The 21,192-nt window shown below is 72.1% G+C and carries 15 protein-coding genes; 12 read left to right on the forward strand and 3 right to left on the reverse strand.

Features of this window, described 5'->3' with window-relative positions; all coding sequences use genetic code 11:
• The first annotated feature begins 606 nt into the window (after positions 1-606).
• Positions 607-2,346 carry a SulP family inorganic anion transporter gene (locus OG798_RS49485; RefSeq protein WP_328759456.1) on the forward strand — a complete coding sequence of 580 codons (1,740 nt, stop codon included), beginning with the start codon at positions 607-609 and terminating at the stop codon, positions 2,344-2,346.
• Here OG798_RS49485 and OG798_RS49490 read toward each other — a convergent pair.
• Positions 2,325-4,655 (reverse strand): heavy metal translocating P-type ATPase, encoded by a 2,331-nt coding sequence (locus OG798_RS49490; RefSeq protein WP_328759457.1) that lies wholly within the window; start codon positions 4,653-4,655, stop codon positions 2,325-2,327. The genes OG798_RS49485 and OG798_RS49490 overlap by 22 nt on opposite strands.
• Before the next feature lie 331 nt (positions 4,656-4,986).
• On the opposite strand from OG798_RS49490, the gene OG798_RS49495 reads away from it, so the two are divergent.
• The 4 genes from OG798_RS49495 to OG798_RS49510 all read left to right on the forward strand — a co-directional run bounded on the left by OG798_RS49495 (position 4,987) and on the right by OG798_RS49510 (position 8,646).
• The gene (locus OG798_RS49495) at positions 4,987-5,616 is read left to right on the forward strand and encodes a hypothetical protein (RefSeq protein WP_054232066.1); all 630 of its coding nucleotides are present in this window, start codon (positions 4,987-4,989) and stop codon (positions 5,614-5,616) included.
• 169 nt (positions 5,617-5,785) lie between these two features.
• On the forward strand, positions 5,786-6,667 hold the full coding sequence (locus OG798_RS49500) for a universal stress protein (RefSeq protein WP_328759458.1): 882 nt from the start codon (positions 5,786-5,788) through the stop codon (positions 6,665-6,667).
• A gap of 69 nt (positions 6,668-6,736) precedes the next feature.
• Positions 6,737-7,759 carry a zinc-dependent alcohol dehydrogenase gene (locus tag OG798_RS49505; RefSeq protein WP_121413561.1) on the forward strand — a complete coding sequence of 341 codons (1,023 nt, stop codon included), beginning with the start codon at positions 6,737-6,739 and terminating at the stop codon, positions 7,757-7,759.
• A gap of 5 nt (positions 7,760-7,764) precedes the next feature.
• Positions 7,765-8,646, forward strand: coding sequence for a universal stress protein (locus tag OG798_RS49510; protein ID WP_328759459.1), 882 nt, complete (start codon positions 7,765-7,767; stop codon positions 8,644-8,646).
• A 5-nt stretch (positions 8,647-8,651) separates the two neighbouring features.
• Here the strand turns inward: OG798_RS49510 and ppk2 are convergent, their stop codons facing one another.
• Complete coding sequence (gene ppk2, locus OG798_RS49515; protein ID WP_121413559.1) at positions 8,652-9,455, reverse strand: polyphosphate kinase 2; 804 nt, start codon at positions 9,453-9,455, stop codon at positions 8,652-8,654.
• 84 nt (positions 9,456-9,539) lie between these two features.
• On the opposite strand from ppk2, the gene OG798_RS49520 reads away from it, so the two are divergent.
• The 4 genes from OG798_RS49520 to OG798_RS49535 are packed head-to-tail and all read left to right on the forward strand — an operon-like array spanning position 9,540 to position 16,115.
• Entirely contained in the window at positions 9,540-11,924 is a 2,385-nt protein-coding gene (locus OG798_RS49520; protein WP_328759460.1) for a phosphoketolase family protein, read from the forward strand.
• A gap of 53 nt (positions 11,925-11,977) precedes the next feature.
• Positions 11,978-12,994 (forward strand): type I glyceraldehyde-3-phosphate dehydrogenase, encoded by a 1,017-nt coding sequence (gap, locus tag OG798_RS49525; protein ID WP_328759461.1) that lies wholly within the window; start codon positions 11,978-11,980, stop codon positions 12,992-12,994.
• Positions 12,991-13,734, forward strand: coding sequence for an HAD family hydrolase (locus tag OG798_RS49530; RefSeq protein ID WP_328759462.1), 744 nt, complete (start codon positions 12,991-12,993; stop codon positions 13,732-13,734). The genes gap and OG798_RS49530 overlap by 4 nt, the downstream gene beginning before the upstream one ends.
• A gap of 2 nt (positions 13,735-13,736) precedes the next feature.
• The gene (locus tag OG798_RS49535) at positions 13,737-16,115 is read left to right on the forward strand and encodes a glycoside hydrolase family 65 protein (protein ID WP_328759464.1); all 2,379 of its coding nucleotides are present in this window, start codon (positions 13,737-13,739) and stop codon (positions 16,113-16,115) included.
• A gap of 15 nt (positions 16,116-16,130) precedes the next feature.
• Here OG798_RS49535 and OG798_RS49540 read toward each other — a convergent pair whose 3' ends face one another.
• Positions 16,131-16,862 (reverse strand): universal stress protein, encoded by a 732-nt coding sequence (locus OG798_RS49540; protein WP_328759465.1) that lies wholly within the window; start codon positions 16,860-16,862, stop codon positions 16,131-16,133.
• 170 nt (positions 16,863-17,032) lie between these two features.
• On the opposite strand from OG798_RS49540, the gene OG798_RS49545 reads away from it, so the two are divergent.
• Genes OG798_RS49545 through OG798_RS49555 form a run of 3 tightly spaced genes read left to right on the forward strand, consistent with a single transcriptional unit; the run spans position 17,033 to position 21,006 of the window.
• Entirely contained in the window at positions 17,033-19,726 is a 2,694-nt protein-coding gene (locus tag OG798_RS49545) for a bifunctional acetate--CoA ligase family protein/GNAT family N-acetyltransferase (protein ID WP_328759466.1), read from the forward strand.
• Between the two features lie 12 nt (positions 19,727-19,738).
• A complete protein-coding gene (locus OG798_RS49550) occupies positions 19,739-20,470 on the forward strand; it encodes a CBS domain-containing protein (RefSeq protein WP_328759467.1) in 732 nt (243 codons plus the stop codon).
• A gap of 26 nt (positions 20,471-20,496) precedes the next feature.
• Positions 20,497-21,006: a flavodoxin domain-containing protein gene (locus OG798_RS49555; RefSeq protein ID WP_328759468.1), complete on the forward strand. Its 510-nt coding sequence runs from the start codon at positions 20,497-20,499 to the stop codon at positions 21,004-21,006.
• Positions 21,007-21,192 lie beyond the last annotated feature (186 nt).

A 21,192-nucleotide genomic window follows, 5' to 3' on the forward strand; every position in this document is an offset into this window, starting at 1 on the left:
GGCTGTGTGGGTACCGGCATTGGGCAGCGGTGCCGGGTGATCCTCTGCGGACCGGAGGTTGGCCTGCTGGTCCCGGTGGGGTGCCCGGTCGGCCCAGCCGCGGTCGGGTCCGGCTGCGCCACGCTGGAAGCAGCCGACAAGCGAGGGAGGAAGAAATGAGCGGGATGATCGGGCGGCTGTCGGTGCCCGCTCTGTTTGGCCGGGTCGAAGCCGGACTTCCCGCCGTGCACCCGATTCCGGGGCTGCACGGCATTCGTCTCACGCAGCACCTCACGGACGGACCGTATGTGCTGCCGGAGCGAAGGCCGACGAGGCTGTCGCGGGGTACAGGGGCGGTGTCCTTACCGTCAGCGTTCCGGTGCCGGAGACGAAGACTGGTAGCGGGACGATCCCCGTGCATCACGTGTGAACGACTCACCATGCGCGGCCGGGAGAGTCTCAGGACCGCGCACACCACTGCCCGGGGTCGGCCCGGCACCCGTCACCCGCCCTCCTGGGCCCCTTCCGAGTCCTCCCGCCCCCGAGTCGTCCCGCCGCGAGGGCCGACCGGCCCTCGCGGCTGGACGTCCGTGGGGCGATGCTGAAGGGGGTGACGAAGGGAGCCCCATGTCCGAGCGCCCGGATGCTGCCCCCGGGGAAGACCGACGCGGTCTCGTGCGGCGGGTGGCTCCAGGACTCGCCGTACTGGCCGGCTACCACCGTTCGTGGCTGCGCGGCGACCTGCTCGCCGGTGTGACCGTCGCGGCCTATCTCGTTCCGCAGGTCATGGCCTATGCGGGCCTCGCGGGACTCCCGCCGGTCGCGGGGTTGTGGGCGATCCTTCCCGCCCTGCTGCTGTATGCCCTGCTGGGTTCGTCACGACTGCTGTCCGTCGGGCCCGAGTCGACCACCGCGCTGATGACCGCCACCGTGGTGGGGCCACTCGCCGCGGGCGCTCCGGACCGGTACGCCGAGCTCGCCGCCGGGCTCGCGGTCGTGGTCGGGGCGATGTTCCTGGTGGCGTGGGTGGCGCGACTGGGCTTCCTCGCCGACCTTTTGTCACGGCCGATCCTGGTCGGCTACCTGACGGGCGTGGCGCTCATCATCATTGTGGACCAGCTCCCCAAACTGACCGGTGTCCGCACTTCGGGATCCGAGTTCTTTCCTCAGCTGCTCTCCTTCGTGAGGAACCTGGGAGAGGCCCATCCCGCCACGGTGATCTTTTCCGCGGCGGCGATCGCCTTCCTCTTCGCGGTCGCGCGGTTCTTCCCCCGTATCCCGGGCCCTTTGCTGGCCCTGGTGCTCGGCACGGCGGCCGTCGCGGTCTTCGGCCTGGAGGACCACGGCATCGCCGTCATCGGCGCGGTACCGGCCGGGCTGCCCCGCCCTGGCCTGCCGACGCCGGGCGACCTGCCGCAACTGGTACTGCCGGCGATCGGCGTGCTCCTGGTCGGTTACACCGACGTCATCCTCACCGCGCGCGCCTTCGCGTCTCGCGGCGACGAACTCGACCCCAACCAGGAACTGTCGGCTCTGGGGGCCGCGAACCTGGGCGCGGGCGTGCTGCACGGCTTCCCGGTGAGCAGCAGCGCCAGTCGTACCGCGCTCGCGCACTCGGCAGGGGGCCGCAGCCAGGCCTACTCGCTCGTCGCGGGCGCGGTGGTCCTCGCCGTGCTGCTGTTCCTCAGCCCGCTCCTCGCGCACACGCCGTCGACCGTGCTGGGCGCCCTGGTCGTCTATGCCGGGGTCCGCATGATGGATCTGGCCGGGTTCCGGCGGCTGGCCGCCTTCCGGCGCCGGGAGTTGCTCCTGGCCTTGGGCTGTCTGGTCGGAGTGCTGACCCTGGACATCCTGTACGGCGTGCTCGTGGCGGTCGGGCTGTCCGTCGCGGAGCTGCTCACCCGGGTGGCCCGCCCGCACGACGCGGTCGAGGGTCTGGTGCCGGGCCTGGCCGGGATGCATGACGTGGACGACTATCCGCAGGCCCGCACGGTCCCCGGACTGCTTGTCTACCGCTACGACTCGCCCCTGTTCTTCGCCAATGCCGAGGACTTCAAACGGCGGGCGCTGGCGGCGGTCGACCGACACGAAGGTGCTGTCGACTGGTTCGTCCTCAACACCGAGGCCATCGTCGAGGTGGACATCACCGCGCTCGACGCGGTCGACGCCCTGCGCCAGGAACTCGAACAGCGTCACATCGTCTTCGCGCTCGCCCGCGTCAAGCAGGACCTGCGCGACGACCTCGACGCCTTCGGGCTGACCGAGGCCATCGGCACCGACCGGATCTTCCCGACCCTGCCCACGGCCCGGGCCGCGTACCGGGAGTGGCTCCGACGCGGCGGCCGTCACGGGGCGAGGGAGAAGTAGTTCTCCTCCTCCTGCGTGAAGTGCAGGCGCAGCACGCTGTGCAGGCCGTACAGACAGGCGCGCAGGTCGTCGAGTTGTTCGGGGCGCGGTGCGCCGTCGGTCCCGCTGAGCGCGAGGTGCGTGGCTATGCGTCCGGCGAGGCGCTCGATCTCTGCGTGGGCGCGGCTCATGGTGGCGGTGGTCTCGGGGCCTCCGAGCGAGGAGGCGAGGGCCGGGTAGAGCTGGTGCTCTTCGGCGTACTCGTGGGGCAGCAGCTGCTCGGTGAGCAGGCGGTGCACCTCGCGTACCGATGCGAGGGCCGCGGGCCCTGGAGTGTTCGAGAGCCGGTCGGCGGCGCCTCGTACGGCTTCGAGGACCTCCTGCAGGTCGTCGTGCTCGGCGGCGAAGCGGTGGATGAGGGCCTCCGTGGTGGGCTCCAGGGCAGGCCGGCTCTTCCGGCCGGCGCGCAGGGCGCGCAGCGCGTTGAGGATGACAGCGACGTCGATGCCCTCCTGGAGCAGTGCACCAGGGGCCGGCGGCAGCATGCCCAAGGCGGCCACGGCCATCGCGGCGAGCGACATCAGCATGCCGCCGAGCGCGCTCTGCACCGCGATGCGCCGGGCCCGTACGGCGATGGCGACGGCGTCGGCGAGGCGCTCCACCCGATCGGTGGTCAGCACGATGTCCGCGGCTTGGGCGGAGGCGCTGGAGCCGCGGGCCCCCATGGCGACGCCGATGTCCGCGGCGGCGAGGGCGGGGGCGTCGTTGACGCCGTCACCGACCATGACGGTCACGGCGCGGGCGCGTTCGGCGCGTACGGCCGCGACCTTGTCGGCGGGGGTGAGGTGGGCGTGGACGGCGTCGAGGCCGAGCACCATGGCCACTTCGCGGGCGGGTTCCGTGCGGTCGCCGGTGAGCATCACCAGCCGTCGGATGCCCGCCGCGCGCAGCCGGCGCAGGGTCCGGGGAGCGTCGGGGCGCAGTGGGTCGCGCAGCAGTACGGCGCCGGCGAGGCGGCCGTCGGCGGTCAGCCAGGCGACGGCCGCGCCATCGAGCACGGCACGGTTGTCGACAGCGCGTGCCCACGTCGGGTCCCCCGCGCCGACGCCGTGGCGGCCGACGGCGAGGTGGTGGCCCTCGACGGTGCCGGTGGCCCCCAGGCCGGGCTCCTCGGTGACGTCCACGGGCATGGAGAGTTCCAGACCCCGCGCCTGGGCGGCGTCGACCAGGGCATGAGCCAGGACGTGCGGTGAGAGCTGATCGAGCGAGGCCGCCAGCCGCAGGACCTCCGACGGCTCCCGGCCCGGTGCGGCGACGACGTCGAGCACCCGTGGGTGGCCGGACGTCAGGGTGCCGGTCTTGTCCAACAGCAGGGTGTGGGCCCGGCCGAGGCTCTCCAGGGCGCCGCCGTCGCGGACGACCACGCCGTAGCGGGAGGCCCGGGACAGGCCGGAGACGATCGCCACGGGCGCGGCGAGCAGCAGCGGGCACGGGGTGGCGACCACCAGGACCGCGACGGCCCGCACCGCGGAACCGCTGACCCACCAGGCCAGGCCCGCCACAGCCACCGACAGCGGCAGGAACCAGGCGGCGTACCGGTCCGCGAGCCGGACCACGGGCGCGGACTCGGCACCGGCCTGCTGCGCCAGCCGGACGATCTCCGCATAGGTGCTGTCCTGCTCGGTGGCGGTGGCCCGCAACTCGAACGCGCCGCCCGCGTTGACCACACCGCTGCGCACCCGCTCGCCGTCGGCACGCTCGACCTGCTGGGTCTCCCCGGTGAGCACCGACTCGTCGAGCACGGCCGTGGCGCCGACGACCCGACCGTCGACCGGGACCACCTCGCCCGGACCGACGACCACCAGGTCACCGACCGAGACCTCGGCGAGAGACACCTCCCTGACCACGTCGAGGGTCCGGACGCGGGCGGAGCGCGGCGCATGTTCCAGCAGCGCGCGCAGATCGTGCGAGGCGCGCCGCTGGGCCGCGGCCTCCAGAGTCCGTCCGGAGGCCAGCATGAGCGCGATCAGTGCCCCGGCCAGGTACTCCCGCACCGCCAGGGTCCCGCCGAGTGCCAGGACCGCGATGAGATCCACGCCAGCGTGTCCCCGTTGCAGCGCGGCCAGTACCCAGATGACGGCGGGCACGACAGCGATCACGGTGCCCAGACCCCAGCACAGGTCGGCGATGTCGGGTGCACCGGCGAGCCAGGCGATGCCACCGGCGGTCAGGGCGCCGGCGGTGGCCGCCAGCAGCAATGGTTCGAAGCGTCGGCCGGAGAGCAGGGTGGCGGGGCGGCGGAGCAGTTCCCACGGGATGCGCCGGTCCATGGTGTGTCCTCGAATCTCGCGGCGGGTGCTTGCTGATGCCCTCCCTCTCCATCACACCGCTGAGACCGCACGTTCGGCAGGGGACGAACGGCCCCCGTCCGCGCGACCGTGCGGACAGGTGAGCCACGACGTGGGGCGGCTGCCAGGGGCCGCTTGCGCGCCCAGTGCCGCCGAGATCCCGCACGGCAAGCCCAACAGCCCCCGCAGGCAGGGCCGTTCGGCCCCCCGGTCGCGGCCCTTCGGCACCCGGTGCCGTCCGTCCCGCGCCACCAGAGTGGTCGCTGTCGGGCACTGGTCCGACACTCTCCGATTCCCCGAAGGGATCACCACCATGGCCGTGCACGAGCACCCTCACCGGAGCCCGGGGTTCCACCTGCCGTCCTTCCGCAGGAACCGGGCCGCGTCCACCTCTGAGTCCGCCGTGTCGGCGAGCACCGACACGCACACCCTGCGGGCCTACTCCTTCGCCTCGCTGCGTCTGCTGACCGGATTCGTCTTCCTGTGGGCCTTCCTCGACAAGACCTTCGGGTTCGGCTACGCCACCCCCTCCGGCAAGGGCTGGATCGACGGCGGCTCACCGACCAAGGGCTTCCTCAGCGGCGTCGCCGCAGGGCCCATGGAGTCCACTTTCCATTCCTGGGCGGGCGACACCTGGGCGGACTGGCTGTTCATGGCCGGACTGCTCGGCATCGGGCTCGCCCTGATCGGCGGGATCGCGCTGCGCCTGGCCGCGGTGGCGGGCACCGCGATGATGGCGCTGATGTGGGTCGCCGAGTGGCCGCCCGCCAAGCACCTGTCCGACGGCACGGCGAGCATGTCCACCAACCCGTTCGCGGACTACCACCTCGTCTACGCCGTCGTCCTCATCGCGCTGGCACTGGCCGCCGCCGGCGACACCCTGGGCGTCGGCAAGCTCTGGGCCAAGCTGCCGGTCGTCCGTGACCACGGCTGGCTGCGCTGACCGCGGAAGGGAGGGCGGCACCCGGAAAGGGCCGCCCTCCCACGCCCGCCCCGCGGGTCCATAGGGCCGATCGGCCCCTTCCGGGGACCTGCGGCCCCTGCACCGCGAACCCCCCACGACACGACGCTGGAACCGGGTCCTCGCGGTCCCGGTTCAGGAGGTGGAGAGCATGCCCCGCACCGTCACCGTAGGTCTCGACGGCTCGCCCGAGAGTCGTGCCGCCGCCGACTGGGCGGCCCGTGAGGCGAAGCTGCGCGGACTGCCGTTGAAGCTGGTCAACGTCTGGGAGCCCGCCACGGAACCCATCGCCCAGGCACTGCTGCCCGGCCCCGAGACCCACCAGCAATGGAGCGAACGGATACTGCGTGAAGCGGCCGACGGACTGCGGGCGGCCCACCCGGAGGTCGACGTGCTCATCGAGCAGGTCACCGGCCGGCCGGCCGAGGTGCTGACCGACGCCGCGAAGGACGCCGAACCGCTGGTACTCGGATCCCGTGGCCTGAGCGGGGTGGGCGGTTTCGTGGTCGGTTCCGTCGGCCTGGCCGTCGTGGCCCGTGCCGAGCATCCGGTCGTCCTCGTACGGGTCGAAGGAGACACCTCGGGCACCGACTCCCCCGTCCCGCCCTCCCGGCCCGTCGTGCTCGGCCTCGACACCAGGGCTCCCGACGACACCCTCATCGGCTTCGCCTTCGAGGCGGCCGTCCTGCGCCGCGCCTCCCTGCGCGTCGTCCACGGCTGGGACGAGCCGCCCTACATCGCGTACGGCATGCCCCCGGACCTGGAACTGAACGCCCGGCTCGGCGCCGAGGAGGCCGCTGCCGTGAGCGAGGTGCTGCGGCCGTGGCGGCAGAAGTTCCCGACGGTGGACGTCGCCGAGGACTCCCTGTCCGGGAGGGCGGCCAACCACCTTGTGGACGCCTCCGCAGAGGCTTCCCTGGTTGTCGTCGGCCGCCGTATCCGCCGTTCGGCACTCGGCGCCCACATCGGGCCGGTCACCCACGCCGTACTGCACCACGCCACCGCCCCTGTTGCCGTGGTCCCGCACGACTGAAGCCCGGCACAACCGATCACCCGGCACGACTCACCACCAGACACGCCTCACCATCCGAGGAGAGACCCCATGAAAGCGGCAGTCGTACGAGCGTTCGGTGAACCCCTGGTCATAGAGGAGCGCCCCGATCCCGAGCCCGGCCCAGGCCAGGTCCGCATCCGGGTGGAGGCCTCCGGACTGTGCCACACCGACATCCACGCCGCGCACGGCGACTGGCCGGTGAAGCCGAACCCGCCCTTCGTCCCCGGCCACGAGGGCGTCGGGCTCGTCGAGGCGCTCGGCGACGGCGTCACCCACCTCACGCTCGGCCAGCGCGTCGCGGTGCCGTGGCTCGGCTCGGCCTGCGGACGGTGCGAGCACTGCCTGTCCGGCTGGGAGACGCTCTGCGAGCAGCAGGTCAACACCGGATACGGGTGCGACGGCGGCTACGCGGAGAAGATGCTCGCCCGGGCCGACTTCGCCCAGCCGGTGCCCGACGGGATCTCCCCGCTCGACGCCGCCCCGCTCACCTGCGCCGGGGTCACGACGTACAAGGCGCTCAAGGTCGCCGGTGTCGGCCCCGCTCAGCTGGTCGCCATCTCGGGCGTCGGCGGACTGGGCCATCTGGCGGTCCAGTACGCGAAGATCGCCGGGGCGACGGTGGCGGCGATCGACGTCACCGATGAGAAGCTCGAACTCGCCTCGGAGCTCGGCGCCGACTTCGTCATCGACGCCCGCACACACGACCCGGCCGAGGTGCTCAAGCGGTTCGGCGGCGCGCACGCGGCGATCGCGCTCGCGGTGAACGAGGCCGCGTTCGCCGCCGTGTACGGAGGACTCCGGCGCGGCGGGAAGCTCGTGATGGTGGCATTGCCGGCGCACGGGACCATCCAGGTCCCGATCTTCGACACCGTACTGAACGGCACGTCGGTGATCGGCTCGATCGTGGGTACCCGGCAGGACCTGGCCGAGGTCTTCGAACTGCACGCGGCGGGCCGCACCCGCGTCATCCGCGAGTCCCGGCCCCTCGTCTCCGTCAACGAGTCCATCGACGCGGTGCTGCGCGGCCAGGTCAAGGCCCGGATCGTCTTCGACTTCGGTGAAGGACGGTGAGTGCGGTGGGGCTGCCCCTGGTCGTGGGCGTCGACGGCTCGGAGCCCAGCCTGCGCGCCGTGGACTGGGCGACGGACGAGGCCGCGCTGCGCGGCGTACCGCTGCGCCTGGTGTACGCCTCGCTGTGGGAGCGCTACGAGGGCGCCGCGCTCGCCGAGGGCGTCGGCAGGCCCTCGGAGCAGGTGATGGCCGACGACGTCGTCGAGGCCGCCGCGCGGCGGGCCCACGGCCGAGCCCCCGAGGTGAAGGTCAGCACCGACGTCCTGCCCGACGACGCGGCGAGCGTGCTGCTGAACGAGGCGCACACCGCCGCCGCGCTGGTCGTCGGGTCGCGTGGCCGCGGCGGCCTCGCCGAACTGCTGCTCGGCTCCGTCAGCCTCACGGTCGCCGGCCGCGCCGCGTGCCCGGTGATCGTGCTGCGCGGCAACCAGGACAACCAGGCGAGGGCTGGGACGCACCGGCGCGTGGTCCTCGGAGTCGGGGAGGGGCCGCACGCCACGGAGGTCACACGGTTCGCCTTCGAGGAGGCCGAGACCCGCGAGGCAGCCCTGGACGCCGTACGGGCCTGGCGTTGCCCGACGTACGAGAGCACCGACGACCCCCTGCTCGCGGGCGAACCGGCCCGCTTGCACGAGCAGCGGGCCGCGGAGATCCTGGACTCGGCCCTGAGCAAGGCCGCGGCCGAGCATCCCGCCGTGGCCCTGCGCCGCAGGACCGCCGAGGGCAGTGCCCGCCGGGTCCTGCTGGACGCCTCGGACGGCGCCGACCTGCTGGTCGTCGGAGTCCGGCGCCACCACGGACTCGCCGGACTCCGGCTCGGCCGGGTCGCCCACACGCTCCTGCACCACTCCGCCTGCCCGGTCGCCGTCGTACCGCAACGGGGATGAGCGACTCAGAGGGTCGCCGCGTGGTCGGGGACATACGTCTGCAGATCGCGCGGCGGGCGCACATAGCCCGTCGACGGCGGCCGGGGCGGCAGTTCGAGAACCGGTGGCTTCACCTCGTGGTACGGAACGGAGCCGAGCAGGTGGGCGATCATGTTCAGGCGGGCCCGGCGCTTGTCGTCGCTCTCCACGATGTACCACGGAGACTCCGAGACGTCCGTGTGCACCAGCATCTCGTCCTTGGCCCGGGAGTACGCCTCCCAGCGGGTGATCGACTCCAGGTCCATCGGGGACAGCTTCCAGCGCCGCGTCGGATCCTTCAGCCGGCGCCGGAACCGCTTCTGCTGCTCCGCGTCGCTCACCGAGAACCAGTACTTGCGCAGCTGGATCCCCTCCTCGACGAGCATCCGCTCGAAGATCGGGCACTGGCGCAGAAAGAGCTGGTGCTCCTCCTTCGTGCAGAAGCCCATGACCTGCTCGACGCCGGCGCGGTTGTACCAGCTCCGGTCGAACAGCACGATCTCCCCGGCGGCGGGCAGATGCTCGACATATCGCTGGAAGTACCACTGGGTGCGCTGGCGCTCGGTCGGCTTGGGCAGCGCCACGGTCCGTGCGACGCGCGGATTGAGGAGCTCCGACACCCGCTTGATCGTGCCGCCCTTGCCCGCCGCGTCCCGGCCCTCGAAGACCACCACGAGCCGGGCGCCCTCGGTGCGCACCCACTCCTGAAGCTTCACCAGCTCCGTCTGCAGGCGCAGCAGCTCCCGCTCGTACACCTCAACCGGCACCTTCGCCGTCTTCTCGCCGGCCATGCCGCCTCCTCCGCTCGATCCGCACACCGATGCCACGCCCCGCGACACGCCTCGTGACGCACCTCGATGACTTACGGAGTCACCATGCCCAAGGTCGAACACCAGGACAGCACCGTACTGACCGACGAGGAACTGCGCACCCTGGACGCCCACTGGCGAGCCGCCAACTACCTTGCCGTGGGCCAGATCTACCTGCTCGCCAACCCGCTGCTGACCGAGCCCCTGACCCCCGCGCACATCAAGCCGCGGCTGCTCGGCCACTGGGGCACCTCACCGGGCCTCAACCTGGTGCACACGCACCTCAACCGGGTGATCAAGGCCCGTGGTCTGGACGCGCTGTGCGTGTGGGGGCCCGGTCACGGCGGGCCCGCGGTCCTCGCCAACTCCTGGCTGGAGGGGACCTACAGCGAGACGTATCCGAGCGTCTCGCGGGACGCGGCCGGCATGGAGCGGCTGTTCCGGCAGTTCTCGTTCCCCGGCGGGGTGCCCAGCCATGTCGCGCCCGAGACACCGGGCTCGATCCACGAGGGCGGTGAGCTCGGTTACTCGCTGGCGCACGCCTACGGGGCCGCCTTCGACAACCCGGACCTGCTGGTCGCCTGCGTCATCGGTGACGGCGAGGCGGAGACGGGGCCGCTGGCCGCGTCCTGGCACTCCAACAAGTTCCTCGACCCGGTCCACGACGGCGCCGTGCTGCCGATCCTGCACCTCAACGGGTACAAGATCGCCAACCCGACCGTCCTGTCCCGGATCCCGGAGGCCGAACTCGACGAGCTGCTGCGCGGCTACGGCCACGACCCGATCCACGTCGCCGGCGACGACCCGCACGAGGTCCACCGCGCGATGGCGGACGCCTTCGACCGGGCCCTGGACAGCATCGCGCTGATGCAGCGCACCGCCCGCGAGGACGGCGTGCCCGAGCGGGTCCGCTGGCCCATGATCGTGCTGCGCACCCCGAAGGGCTGGACGGGACCGGCGGAGGTCGACGGCGTGCCCGTCGAGGGCACCTGGCGCGCCCACCAGGTGCCGCTGGCCGCGGTCCGCGAGAACCCTGAACACCTGCGGCAGTTGGAGACCTGGCTGCGCTCGTACCGTCCCGAGGAACTCTTCGACGCCGAGGGGCGCCCCGTCGCCGACGTTCTAGCCTGCGTACCCGACGGCTCCAGGCGACTCGGCGCCACCCCGCACGCCAATGGCGGCCTGCTCGTCCGTGATCTGCCGATCCCCTCCCTCGACCGCTACGCCGTCCCCGTCGACAAGCCGGGCGCCACCCTGCACGAGCCCACCCGGGTCCTCGGCGACCTCCTCGAGCAGGTCATGAAGGACACCTCCCACCGCCGGGACTTCCGGCTGGTGGGCCCCGACGAGACCGCCTCCAACCGGCTGGGAGCCGTCTTCGGCGCCACCGGCAAGGCCTGGCAGGCGCGGACCCTCCAGGTGGACGAGCACCTGGACCGGCACGGCCGGGTCATGGAGATCCTCTCCGAACACACCTGCCAGGGCTGGCTGGAGGGCTACACGCTGACCGGTCGGCACGGGTTGTTCTCCTGCTACGAGGCGTTCGTGCACATCGTCGACTCGATGGTCAACCAGCACATCAAGTGGCTCAAGACGTCGAGGGAGCTGGCGTGGCGTGCCCCGATCGCGTCCCTCAACTACCTGCTCACCTCGCACGTCTGGCGTCAGGACCACAACGGCTTCTCGCACCAGGACCCCGGCTTCGTCGACCACGTCCTCAACAAGAGTCCCGAGGTCGTACGGGTCTATCTGCCGCCGGACGCCAACACCCTGCTGTCGGTGGCGGACCACGTGCTGCGCAGCCGTGACTACGTGAACGTCGTCGTCGCGGGCAAGCAGCCCTGCTTCGACTGGCTTTCCATGGACCAGGCCCGCGCCCACTGCGCCCGTGGGGCCGGCATCTGGGAGTGGGCGGGCTCGGCGAACGGGGACCGTGAACCGGACGTCGTCCTCGCCTGTGCCGGTGACGTTCCCACCCAGGAGATCCTGGCCGCCTCGGACCTGCTCCGACGCCATCTGCCCGGGCTCGCCGTCCGCGTCGTCAACGTGGTCGACATGACCCGGCTGCTGCCGCGGGATGAACACCCGCACGGGATGCGCGACTTCGAGTACGACGGGCTGTTCACCACCGACAAGCCGGTGATCTTCGCCTACCACGGCTACCCCTGGCTGATCCACCGGCTCGCCTACCGCCGCACCGGCCACGCCAACCTGCACGTACGCGGCTACAAGGAGATGGGCACCACCACGACCCCGTTCGACATGGTCGTCCGCAACGACCTCGACCGCTACCGCCTCGTCATGGACGTGATCGACCGCGTCCCCGGCCTCGGCGTCCGCGCCGCCGCCGTCCGCCAGCAGATGGCCGACGCCCGCACCCGCCACCACGCCTGGATCCGCGAACACGGCACCGACCTGCCCGAGGTCGCCGACTGGACCTGGACCGGCTGATCACCCAATCCACACCCCGCGATATCCCTCACCCCGAAAAGGAGTTCATCGCCATGACCGTACGCGTCGGCATCAACGGCTTCGGCCGCATCGGCCGCACGTATCTGCGCGCGGCGCTCGACCGGGCGGAGGCCGGCACCCAGGACGTCGAGGTGGTCGCCGTCAACGACATCGCGCCGCCCGCCACCCTGGCCCATCTGCTGGAGTACGACTCGACGTTCGGGCACATCGGGCGGGAGGTCCTGCACGACGACAGCTCGATCACCGTCGACGGCCGGCGCATCGCCGTCTCCGCCGAGCGTGACCCGGCGGCCCTGCAGTGGTCCGATCACGGCGCGGACATCGTCATCGAGTCCACCGGCCGCTTCCGCGACCGCGACGCCGCCGCCCTGCACCTCAAGGGCGGCGCCCACACGGTACTGCTCTCGGCGCCCGGCAAGAACGCGGACGCCACCATCGTCATGGGGGTCAACGACGGCACCTACGACCCGCACAGCGACCGGATCGTGTCCGCCGCATCCTGCACCACCAACTGCGTCGCGCCCATGGTCAAGGTGCTCCACGAGGCCTTCGGCATCGAGCGCGGCGTGATGACCACCATCCACGGCTACACCAACGACCAGTCCCTCCTGGACGGCCCGCACAAGGACCTGCGCCGGGCCCGGTCGGCGGCCCTGAGTATCATCCCGACCAGCACGGGAGCCGCCCGCGCGGTCGGGCTGGTGGTACGGGAACTGGCCGGTGCCCTGGACGGCATCGCGGTGCGCGTGCCCGTCGAGGACGGCTCGCTCACCGACCTCGCGGTGGTGCTGCGGACGGCGGCGACGGCAGAGGAGATCAACACCGCCTTCGTCGAGGCGTCGGAGGGACCGCTGAACGGCATCCTCCGTGTCTCGAAGGCGCCGATCGTCTCCCGGGACGTCATCGGCGATCCCTCTTCCTGCGTCTTCGACCCGGCCCTGACCCAGGCCAACGGCACTCTGGTGAAGGTCTTCGGCTGGTACGACAACGAGTGGGGCTACACCAACCGGCTCCTCGACCTCACCGCACTGGTGGCCGACGACCGATGAACTCGGAGCGGAGTGACACGGTCCGCGTACCCCTCGCGCTGCGGGGGACACGGGCCGTGGTCCTCGACACCGACGGCGTCATCACGGACTCCGCGCGGCTGCACGCCGCCGCGTGGAAGACGGCCTTCGACGCTTTTCTGAGCCCACGCGGCGAGCGCCCCTTCGACCCGCGCGAGGACTATCTGCGCCACGTCGACGGCAAGTCGCGCCTCGACGGCGCCGCGGCCTTCCTTGAAGCCCGGGGGCTGCGGCCCTCCGATGCCGAGGTCCGCGCCGTCGCCGCCGACAAGGAGCGGCTGTTCACCGAGCGGCTGCGTGGCGGGGGCGTAGACGCCTACCCGGGCACGGTCCGCCTGCTGCGTGCCCTGCGGTCCGCCGGGATCCCGCTGGCCGCCGCCTCCGCCTCCCGGCACGCGGGCGAACTCCTCGAACAGGCGGGAGTACGCGGCCTCTTCGACGCTCTGGTGGACGGCGGGGAGGCGGCCCGGCTCGGTCTGCCCGGCAAGCCCGACCCCGCTCTCTTCCTGGAGGCGACCCGCCGCCTCGGGGTCCCCGCCGAACAGGCCGCCGTCGTCGAGGACGCCCTCGCCGGAGTCGAGGCCGGGCGTCGCGGCGGATTCGGACTCGTCGTGGGCGTCGACCGCGCCCACACCCCGGCCACCCGGGCCGCCCTCCTGAAGCACGGCGCGGACCTGGTGGTCGGCGACCTCGCGGAGCTGCTCACACAGACGGAGGACTGAGGATGTCCGACTGGACCTGGGCGTACGAAGGTTACGAGCCCGCGCAGGAACGGCTGCGCGAGGCGCTGTGCACCCTCGGCAACGGCTACTTCGCCACCCGGGGCGCGGCTCCCGAGTGCGCGGCGGACCGCGTCCACTACCCGGGAACGTACGTGGCGGGCTGCTACAACCGCCTCACCTCGGAGGTGGCCGGGCACCGGGTCGAGAACGAGGACATGGTCAACCTCCCCAACTGGTTGCCACTGCGCGTACGCACCGTCTCCGGGAGCTGGCTGACGCCCGACACCCACAAGGTCCTCGACCACCGCCAGACCCTGGACCTGCGCGCGGGCACGCTGGAACGCACGCTGCGCTACGAAGACGAGCAGGGCCGGTGCCTCGCCGTACGGCAGCTGCGGCTGGTCCACATGGCCGACCCGCATCTGGCCCTGCTGCGCACGGAGCTGACGGCCCAGGGCTGGTCCGGGGAGATCGAGGTCGAGACGGCGCTCGACGGGACGGTCGCCAACACCGGTGTGGAGCGCTACCACTCCCTCGCCTCCCGGCACCTCACGGATGTCTGGACCGGCACCGCGGCGCCGGACACGATCTGGCTGGAGTGCCGGACCAGCACCTCCGAGATCAGGATCGGCCTGGCTGCCCGCACGGTCACCGACGTACCCGCCCGGACCGTGGACGCACACGAGAACGCGCGGGCCGCTCAGCGACTGCGGCTCTCCCTGACCGAAGGCCGGACGGTCACGGTCGACAAGACCGTCGCCCTGCACACTTCGCACGACGCGGCCATCAAGGAACCGGCGCACGCCGCCCTGGACCGGGTCGGCCGAGCTGCGGACTTCGCGACCCTGCTGGACTCCCACCGCACGGCCTGGCAACAGCTGTGGCGCAACGCCGAGTTGAACGTGCCGAACAGCGCGGGCCCGGTGCTGCGGCTGCACCTCTTCCACCTGCTCCAGACGCTCTCCCCGCACACCGCGGAGCTGGACGTCGGCGTGCCGGCGCGCGGTCTGCACGGCGAGGCCTACCGTGGACACGTCTTCTGGGACGAGCTGTTCGTCCTGCCGTACCTCAACCTGCACTTCCCCGAGGTCTCCCGCGCCCTGCTCACCTACCGCCACCGCCGCCTCGAGCAGGCCTGCCGGGCCGCCCGCGACGCCGGGCACACCGGCGCGATGTACCCGTGGCAGAGCGGCAGCGACGGCCGGGAGGAGACCCAGCAACTGCACCTCAACCCGCGCTCGGGGCGCTGGCTGCCCGACCACTCGCGGCTCCAGCACCACGTCGGCTCGGCGATCGCGTACAACGTGTGGCAGTACTGCGAGGCGAGCGGCGACACCGAGTTCCTGCACACCAAGGGCATCGAGATGCTCGTGCAGATCGCCCGCTTCTGGGCCGGCCTCGCGGCGTACGACGAGACGCTCGGCCGGTACCGGATCCGCGGCGTCATGGGCCCCGACGAGTACCACGACGCCTACCCCGGCGCCGAGCGGCCTGGACTCGACGACAACGCGTACACCAACGTCACCGCGGCCTGGGTGATCACCCGCACCCTCGACGTCCTGTACCACTTGCCCGAACTGCCGCGCCGGGACCTCTGCGAGCGCACCGGCCTCGACGCGGCCGAACTCGAGAACTGGCAGGAGGTCTCCCGGAAGCTGTATGTGCCTTTCCACGCCGGGGTGATCAGCCAGTTCGAGGGCTATGGCGCATTGAAGGAGCTGGACTGGGACGGCTACCGGGCACGGTACGGCGACATCCGGCGGCTCGACCGGATCCTGGAGGCCGAGGGCGACAGCGTCAACCGCTACCAGGCGTCCAAGCAGGCGGACGTCCTGATGCTGGGCTACCTCTTCTCGCCCGCCGAGCTGGGCGGGCTTTTCCGCAGGCTGGGGCACGAGGTGGACGACACCGTCTGGCGGCGCACCGTCGACCACTACCTGCGCCGCACGAGTCACGGTTCGACGCTGAGCAGCGTGGTGCACGGGTGGGTGCTGGCGCGGGCGCGGCGCGCGGAGGCGTGGACGTTCGTGCACGAGGCACTGGCCGGGGACATCGCCGATCTGCAGGGTGGCACCACGGGGGAGGGCATCCACCTCGGTGCCATGGCCGGCACCCTCGACCTCGTCCAGCGCTGCCTGACCGGTCTGGAGACCCGGGGCGGCGCGCTGCGACTCGATCCGGTGCCGCTGCCGGAGTTCTCCGAGTACGGCTTCACGATCCGCTACCGCGGCAATCGTGGGGTACAACTACGCTTGAGGCCAGGTCAGTTGAGGCTTTCAGTGCCCGCTTCCGACCAGGACCCGATCGACATCGCCCTCGCGGACCGCACGGTGTCCGTGGCGCCCGGGGAATCCTGCGTCCTCAGCCTGCCGGACCGGTGACCGGACGGTTGCACATCAGCGCGGAACCACGGCCACCGGGCACTCGGTGTGCTCCAGCACGTCCCGCACAGTGGTGCCGAGCGTCCGGCCCGCGCGGCCGACCACCAGGAGCTCCGCCGAGGCCGACGCCTGGACCAGGGCGGCCGACGGGCTCTGCAGGCGGACGTCCTCGTAGACGTGCACCTGCGGATACTTCTCCCGCCACGGCCGCAGCGCATCCGACAGCAGCTGCACCTCCTGGTCCTCCCATGCGCCCCGGTCCTCCTCCGGCAGCGCGTACGGCATCCACCGCTCGGCGCGGGCGGGCAGCCGCCAGGCGTGCACGGCGTGCAACCGGGCACCGCGGCGCCGGGCGGCGTCGAACGCGAAGTCCAAGCCGGCGCCCACCGGGTCGCGGGCATCCACGCCCAGAACCACCCGGCCCGTACGCCACTCGCCGCCCCTACGGCCGTGGCCGCCGCCCGGCACCAGCACCACCGGCAGATCCGAGCGGGCCGCCACCTCATGGGCCACGGAACCCACGCCCGGTCCCGGGACACCGTCCTCGCCGCGCAGCCCGAGAACGGTGCACCCGGCCCGCGAGGCCAGCGAGAGCAGCGCCGCGGCGACCCCTCCGGCCGGGTCGGCCCCGTCGATGTGCACGACCCGCAACGGCAGTCCGCGCAGCCGCGCGTCCCCCGCCGCCCACTCGGCCGCCGCCCTGCTGGGCGCGGAGGCGTCGACCCCGACAACGATCGGCTCGGTCATGGCAGTTCGTCCCTCCATGCGTACGGGATTCCAGGGTGTCCACCCTCCGCCGTGGACCGGCCCACGGCACAGGGGCCGACCGGCCCATGCGGCGCACCCGACCAGCCCCTGGGGCCGGGCCGCGCACCGCTGGATGCTCGAAGGGTCGAGAGGTTTTGAGGAGGCCCGAGATGACGGACGACGAGCGTGACCGCCCCACCGTGCACGCCCTGCTCGCGGACGGCACCACCGTGTGCATACGGTCCGTGCGGCCCGGTGACCACGACCAGCTGCGAGGGCTCTACGAGGAGATGTCACCGGAGCACCTCCGGCTGCGGTTCTTCGCAGCCAGTCGCCGCTCCGCCGACCTGGCCGCCGACCGGGCCGCGGCGCCGGCCCGCCCCGGCTACCGGGCGCTGCTCGCCGAGACGCAGGGCCGGGTGATCGGCCTGGCCGAGTACGAGACCGTCGACGACCCCGAGACGGCCGAGATGTCGATCGCCGTGGCCGACGGGCTGCACCACCGGGGCGTCGGCACCCTCCTCGTCGAACACCTCGTCTCCGCCGCGCGTGCGGACGGCGTCACCACGTTCACCGCCGACGCGCTCAGCGAGAACTACGAGGTGCTGCGGCTCTTCACCGACCTGGGCCTGCGTGCCGGACGCCGGTTCGAGGGTCCGGAGGTGCGTTGCACCATCGCGCTCGACGAGGACGACACCTATCTCGCGGCCGTCGAGGCCCGTGGCCGGGCCGCCGACGTGGCCAGCCTGGAACCGCTGCTGCGCCCCGACGCGGTCGCCGTGGTCGGCGCCGGACGCAGGCCCGGATCGGTGGGGCGGGCTCTCCTGCACCATCTGCACGCGGGGGGCTTCACCCGACGGCTCTTCGCGGTGAACCCCCACGTCTCCTCGGTCCTCGGGGTGCCTTCCTATCCGTCGGTCAGCTCGCTGCCCAAGGTCCCTGATCTCGCGGTCCTCGCCATACCCGCGGACGCCCTGCCCGCCACGGCCGAAGAGTGCGGCAAAGCCGGTGTACGGGCGCTGCTCGTGGTGACGTCCGGGCTCGACCCCGACCAGGCGGAGGCGCTCATGACCGCGTGCCGTGCCTACGGCATGCGTCTGGTCGGCCCCAACTGCCTCGGCATCTCCAACACCGACCCGAGGCTCCGCCTCGACGCCACCTTCGCGGCCGACCACCCGCGCCCCGGTACGGCGGGTGTCGCCGTACAGTCGGGTGGCGTGGGCATCGCCCTGCTCGACGGGCTGTCCCGGCTCGGCATCGGTGTGTCGTCCTTCGTGTCGCTCGGCGACAAGTACGACGTCAGCGGCAATGACATGCTCCAGTGGTGGGAGAGCGACGGTCGCACCGACCTGGCCCTGCTGCACCTGGAGTCCTTCGGCAACCCGCGGGCGTTCTCCCGCACCGCCCGGCGGGTGACCCGCCGGATGCCCGTTCTGACGGTCGATGCGGGCCGTACCGAGGCCGGTCGCCGTGCCGCCGCCTCGCACACCGCGGCCGCCGCGACCCGGACCATGACCCGACAGGCGCTGTTCACCCAGGCGGGCATCACCGCGACCCGCTCGGTGGGCGAACTCCTCGAAACCGCCGCCCTGTTGCACGCCCAGCCGCTCCCGGCCGGGACCCGCGTGGCGATCGTCACCAACGCGGGCGGTGCGGGTGTCCTCGCGGCGGACGCGTGCGCCGAGGCCGGGCTGACCCTGCCCGCCCCCACCCCCGAACTGATCGACGACCTGCTCGCCGTGCTGCCCGAAGGGGCGGCCGTGGGCAACCCCGTCGACGCCACGGCGGCCGTCACGGAGGACCAGCTCAGGGACTGCGTGGACCGGCTCCTGCGGTACCCGGGCATCGACACCGTGCTGCTGGCCCTCGTCCCCACCGCCATCGCCGTGGCGACCGGCGACGACCTGGTCCGCGCCGTCACCGAAGGCCCCGGACGGCGGGAACGGCCCGTCGCCGTCGTACGCCTGGAGCAGGACCTGCCGGTCAAGCTGCTGCCCGCGGGGGAGGGCGGCGCCGCCCCCTCGTACGCCGAACCGGTCGCGGCGGCACGGGCCCTGGCGCACGCCGCCCGTCGTGCGGCCTGGCTGAACCGGCCCGTGGGCACGATCCCGGAGCTGGTGGAGGTCGACACGGCCTCGGCGCACACGGTCGCCGAGACCTACCTCGCCGCCCATCCGGACGGTGGCTGGCTCGACCCGCGCACCTGCGCCGAACTCCTCGCCTGCTACGGCATACCGCAACTCCCGTGGGCCTGGGCCGAGACCGAGGACGACGCCGTCATCGCCGCCGAACGGCTGCGCGGTGCCGACGGCCGCGTGGTCATGAAGGCCCACTGGCCCGGCCTGGTCCACAAGACCGAACAGCACGCGATCCATCTCGACCTCCAGGGCGACGCCCAAGTACGCGCCGCCTTCCGGGACTTCGAGACCCGGTTCGCCGGACTCATGACCGGAGTCGTCGTCCAGCCGCTGGCCGCGCGCGGCACCGAGCTGTTCGCGGGCGTGGCGCAGGACGACGTCTTCGGCCCCCTGGTGCTGTTCGGGCTCGGCGGTACGGCGACCGAGGTGCTGGCCGACCACGCCGCCCGCCTCGCCCCGCTGACCGACCACGACGTGCACGACCTGATCACCACGCCGCGCTGTGCACCCCTGCTGCTGGGCGCGCACGGCAGCCGGCCGGCCGATCTCCAGGGCCTCGAACAGCTCCTGCTGCGGCTGTCCCGCATGGCGGGCGACCTGCCGCAGCTCGCCGAGGCCGACTTCAACCCGGTCCTGGCGACACCCGCCGCGGTCACCGTGCTCGACGCACGCGTCCGCCTGCTGCCGCGCCGCGCCCAGGACCCCTATCTGCGCCGACTGCGCTGAGGAGGAACAGACATGAGGCAGAACAAGGTCGGATCGGTGATGGCCACGGAGGTCGTCACGGCCCGGTACGGCACTCCCTTCAAGGAAGTGGCACGGTTGCTCACCGAGCACCGCATCAGCGGGCTGCCTGTGATCGACGAGGACGACAAGGTCCTTGGTGTGATCTCCGAGACCGACCTCATGGTCCGGCAGGCGGGCGTCCCTGATCCCTACGAGACGCCGCGCCGCTTCCGGTTCACCGGGCCGACCCGCGGAGCGCGACGGCAGGCCGCGAAGGGGCACGCACGTACAGCCGGACAGCTGATGTCCGTGCCACCGGTCACCGTGCACGCCGACGAAACCATCGCCGAGGCCGCCCGGACCATGGCGCGCAGTCGCGTGGAGCGGCTGCCGGTGGTGGACGACGAGGACCGGGTCGTCGGCATCGTCACCCGCCGCGACCTGATCCAGGTCTTCCTGCAGCCGGACGACGTGATCCGCCGTGAGGTGATCGACGAGGTGCTGGTCCGCACGCTGTGGTTGAGCCCCTCGACCGTCGAGGTCGCTGTGTACGACGGGGTCGTCACGCTGACCGGCCATGTGGAGCGCAGGAGCGAGGCGGAGATCGCCGCCTCCATGACCGACCGGATCGACGGAGTGGTCGCGGTGGTCGACAGGCTGACCTACCGACTGGACGACTCGCACCTGCGGCCGGACGAGCCGGCTCTGCACGGTGTCACCGAGGAATGGCTGCGCAAGCTGTGAAGCAGGGCGAGAGGAGGGGTACCGCCATGCCGACCAAGGTACTTGTCGCCTATGGGACGACGAACGGATCGACGGCGCGGATCGCGGAGACCATCGCGGATGTCCTGCGCAAGGGGGGCGTGCCCACCGAGGCGGTGCCCGCTCACTCGGTGACGGACGTCGAGCCGTACGACGCCGTGGTCGTGGGCGGTGGACTGTATGCGGGACGCTGGCACAAGGACGCCCGCCGCTTCGTCCGTCGGCATGGCCGTGTGCTCGCCGGGCGTCCGCTGTGGTTCTTCAGCAGCGGTCCGCTCGACGCCTCGGCCACCGAGAAGGACATTCCGCCCGTCCCCGGTGTGCGGCGGGTCATGACCCGGCTCGGTGTCCGTGCGCACGTCACGTTCGGGGGCTGCCTGGAGGAAGGGGCAAAGGGATTCGTCGCCCGGAAGATCGTTTCCTCCGGGAAGGGCGGGGACTTCCGTGACTTCGGGCAGATCAAGGCGTGGGCCACGGACATCGGAAGCGAACTGGCGTCCGGGCTGCGGTCGGATTGAACCCGTGCCGCTTCGGGACCGGGCGCAACCGGAACCATTCCGGTTGCGCCCTCACGCCGACCTGTTGCGTGACGCGACCGGACGGGAACCCGACGGCGGCCCGATGGGCTGAACTACGTTCAATTCCCGTCGTCGGAGCAGTGCGTGGTGCTGCCGAGGCCTCCCAGGCAGTACCGTGAGCGCAGG

This window comes from Streptomyces sp. NBC_00271, assembly GCF_036178845.1.
Taxonomy (GTDB): Bacteria; Actinomycetota; Actinomycetes; order Streptomycetales; family Streptomycetaceae; genus Streptomyces.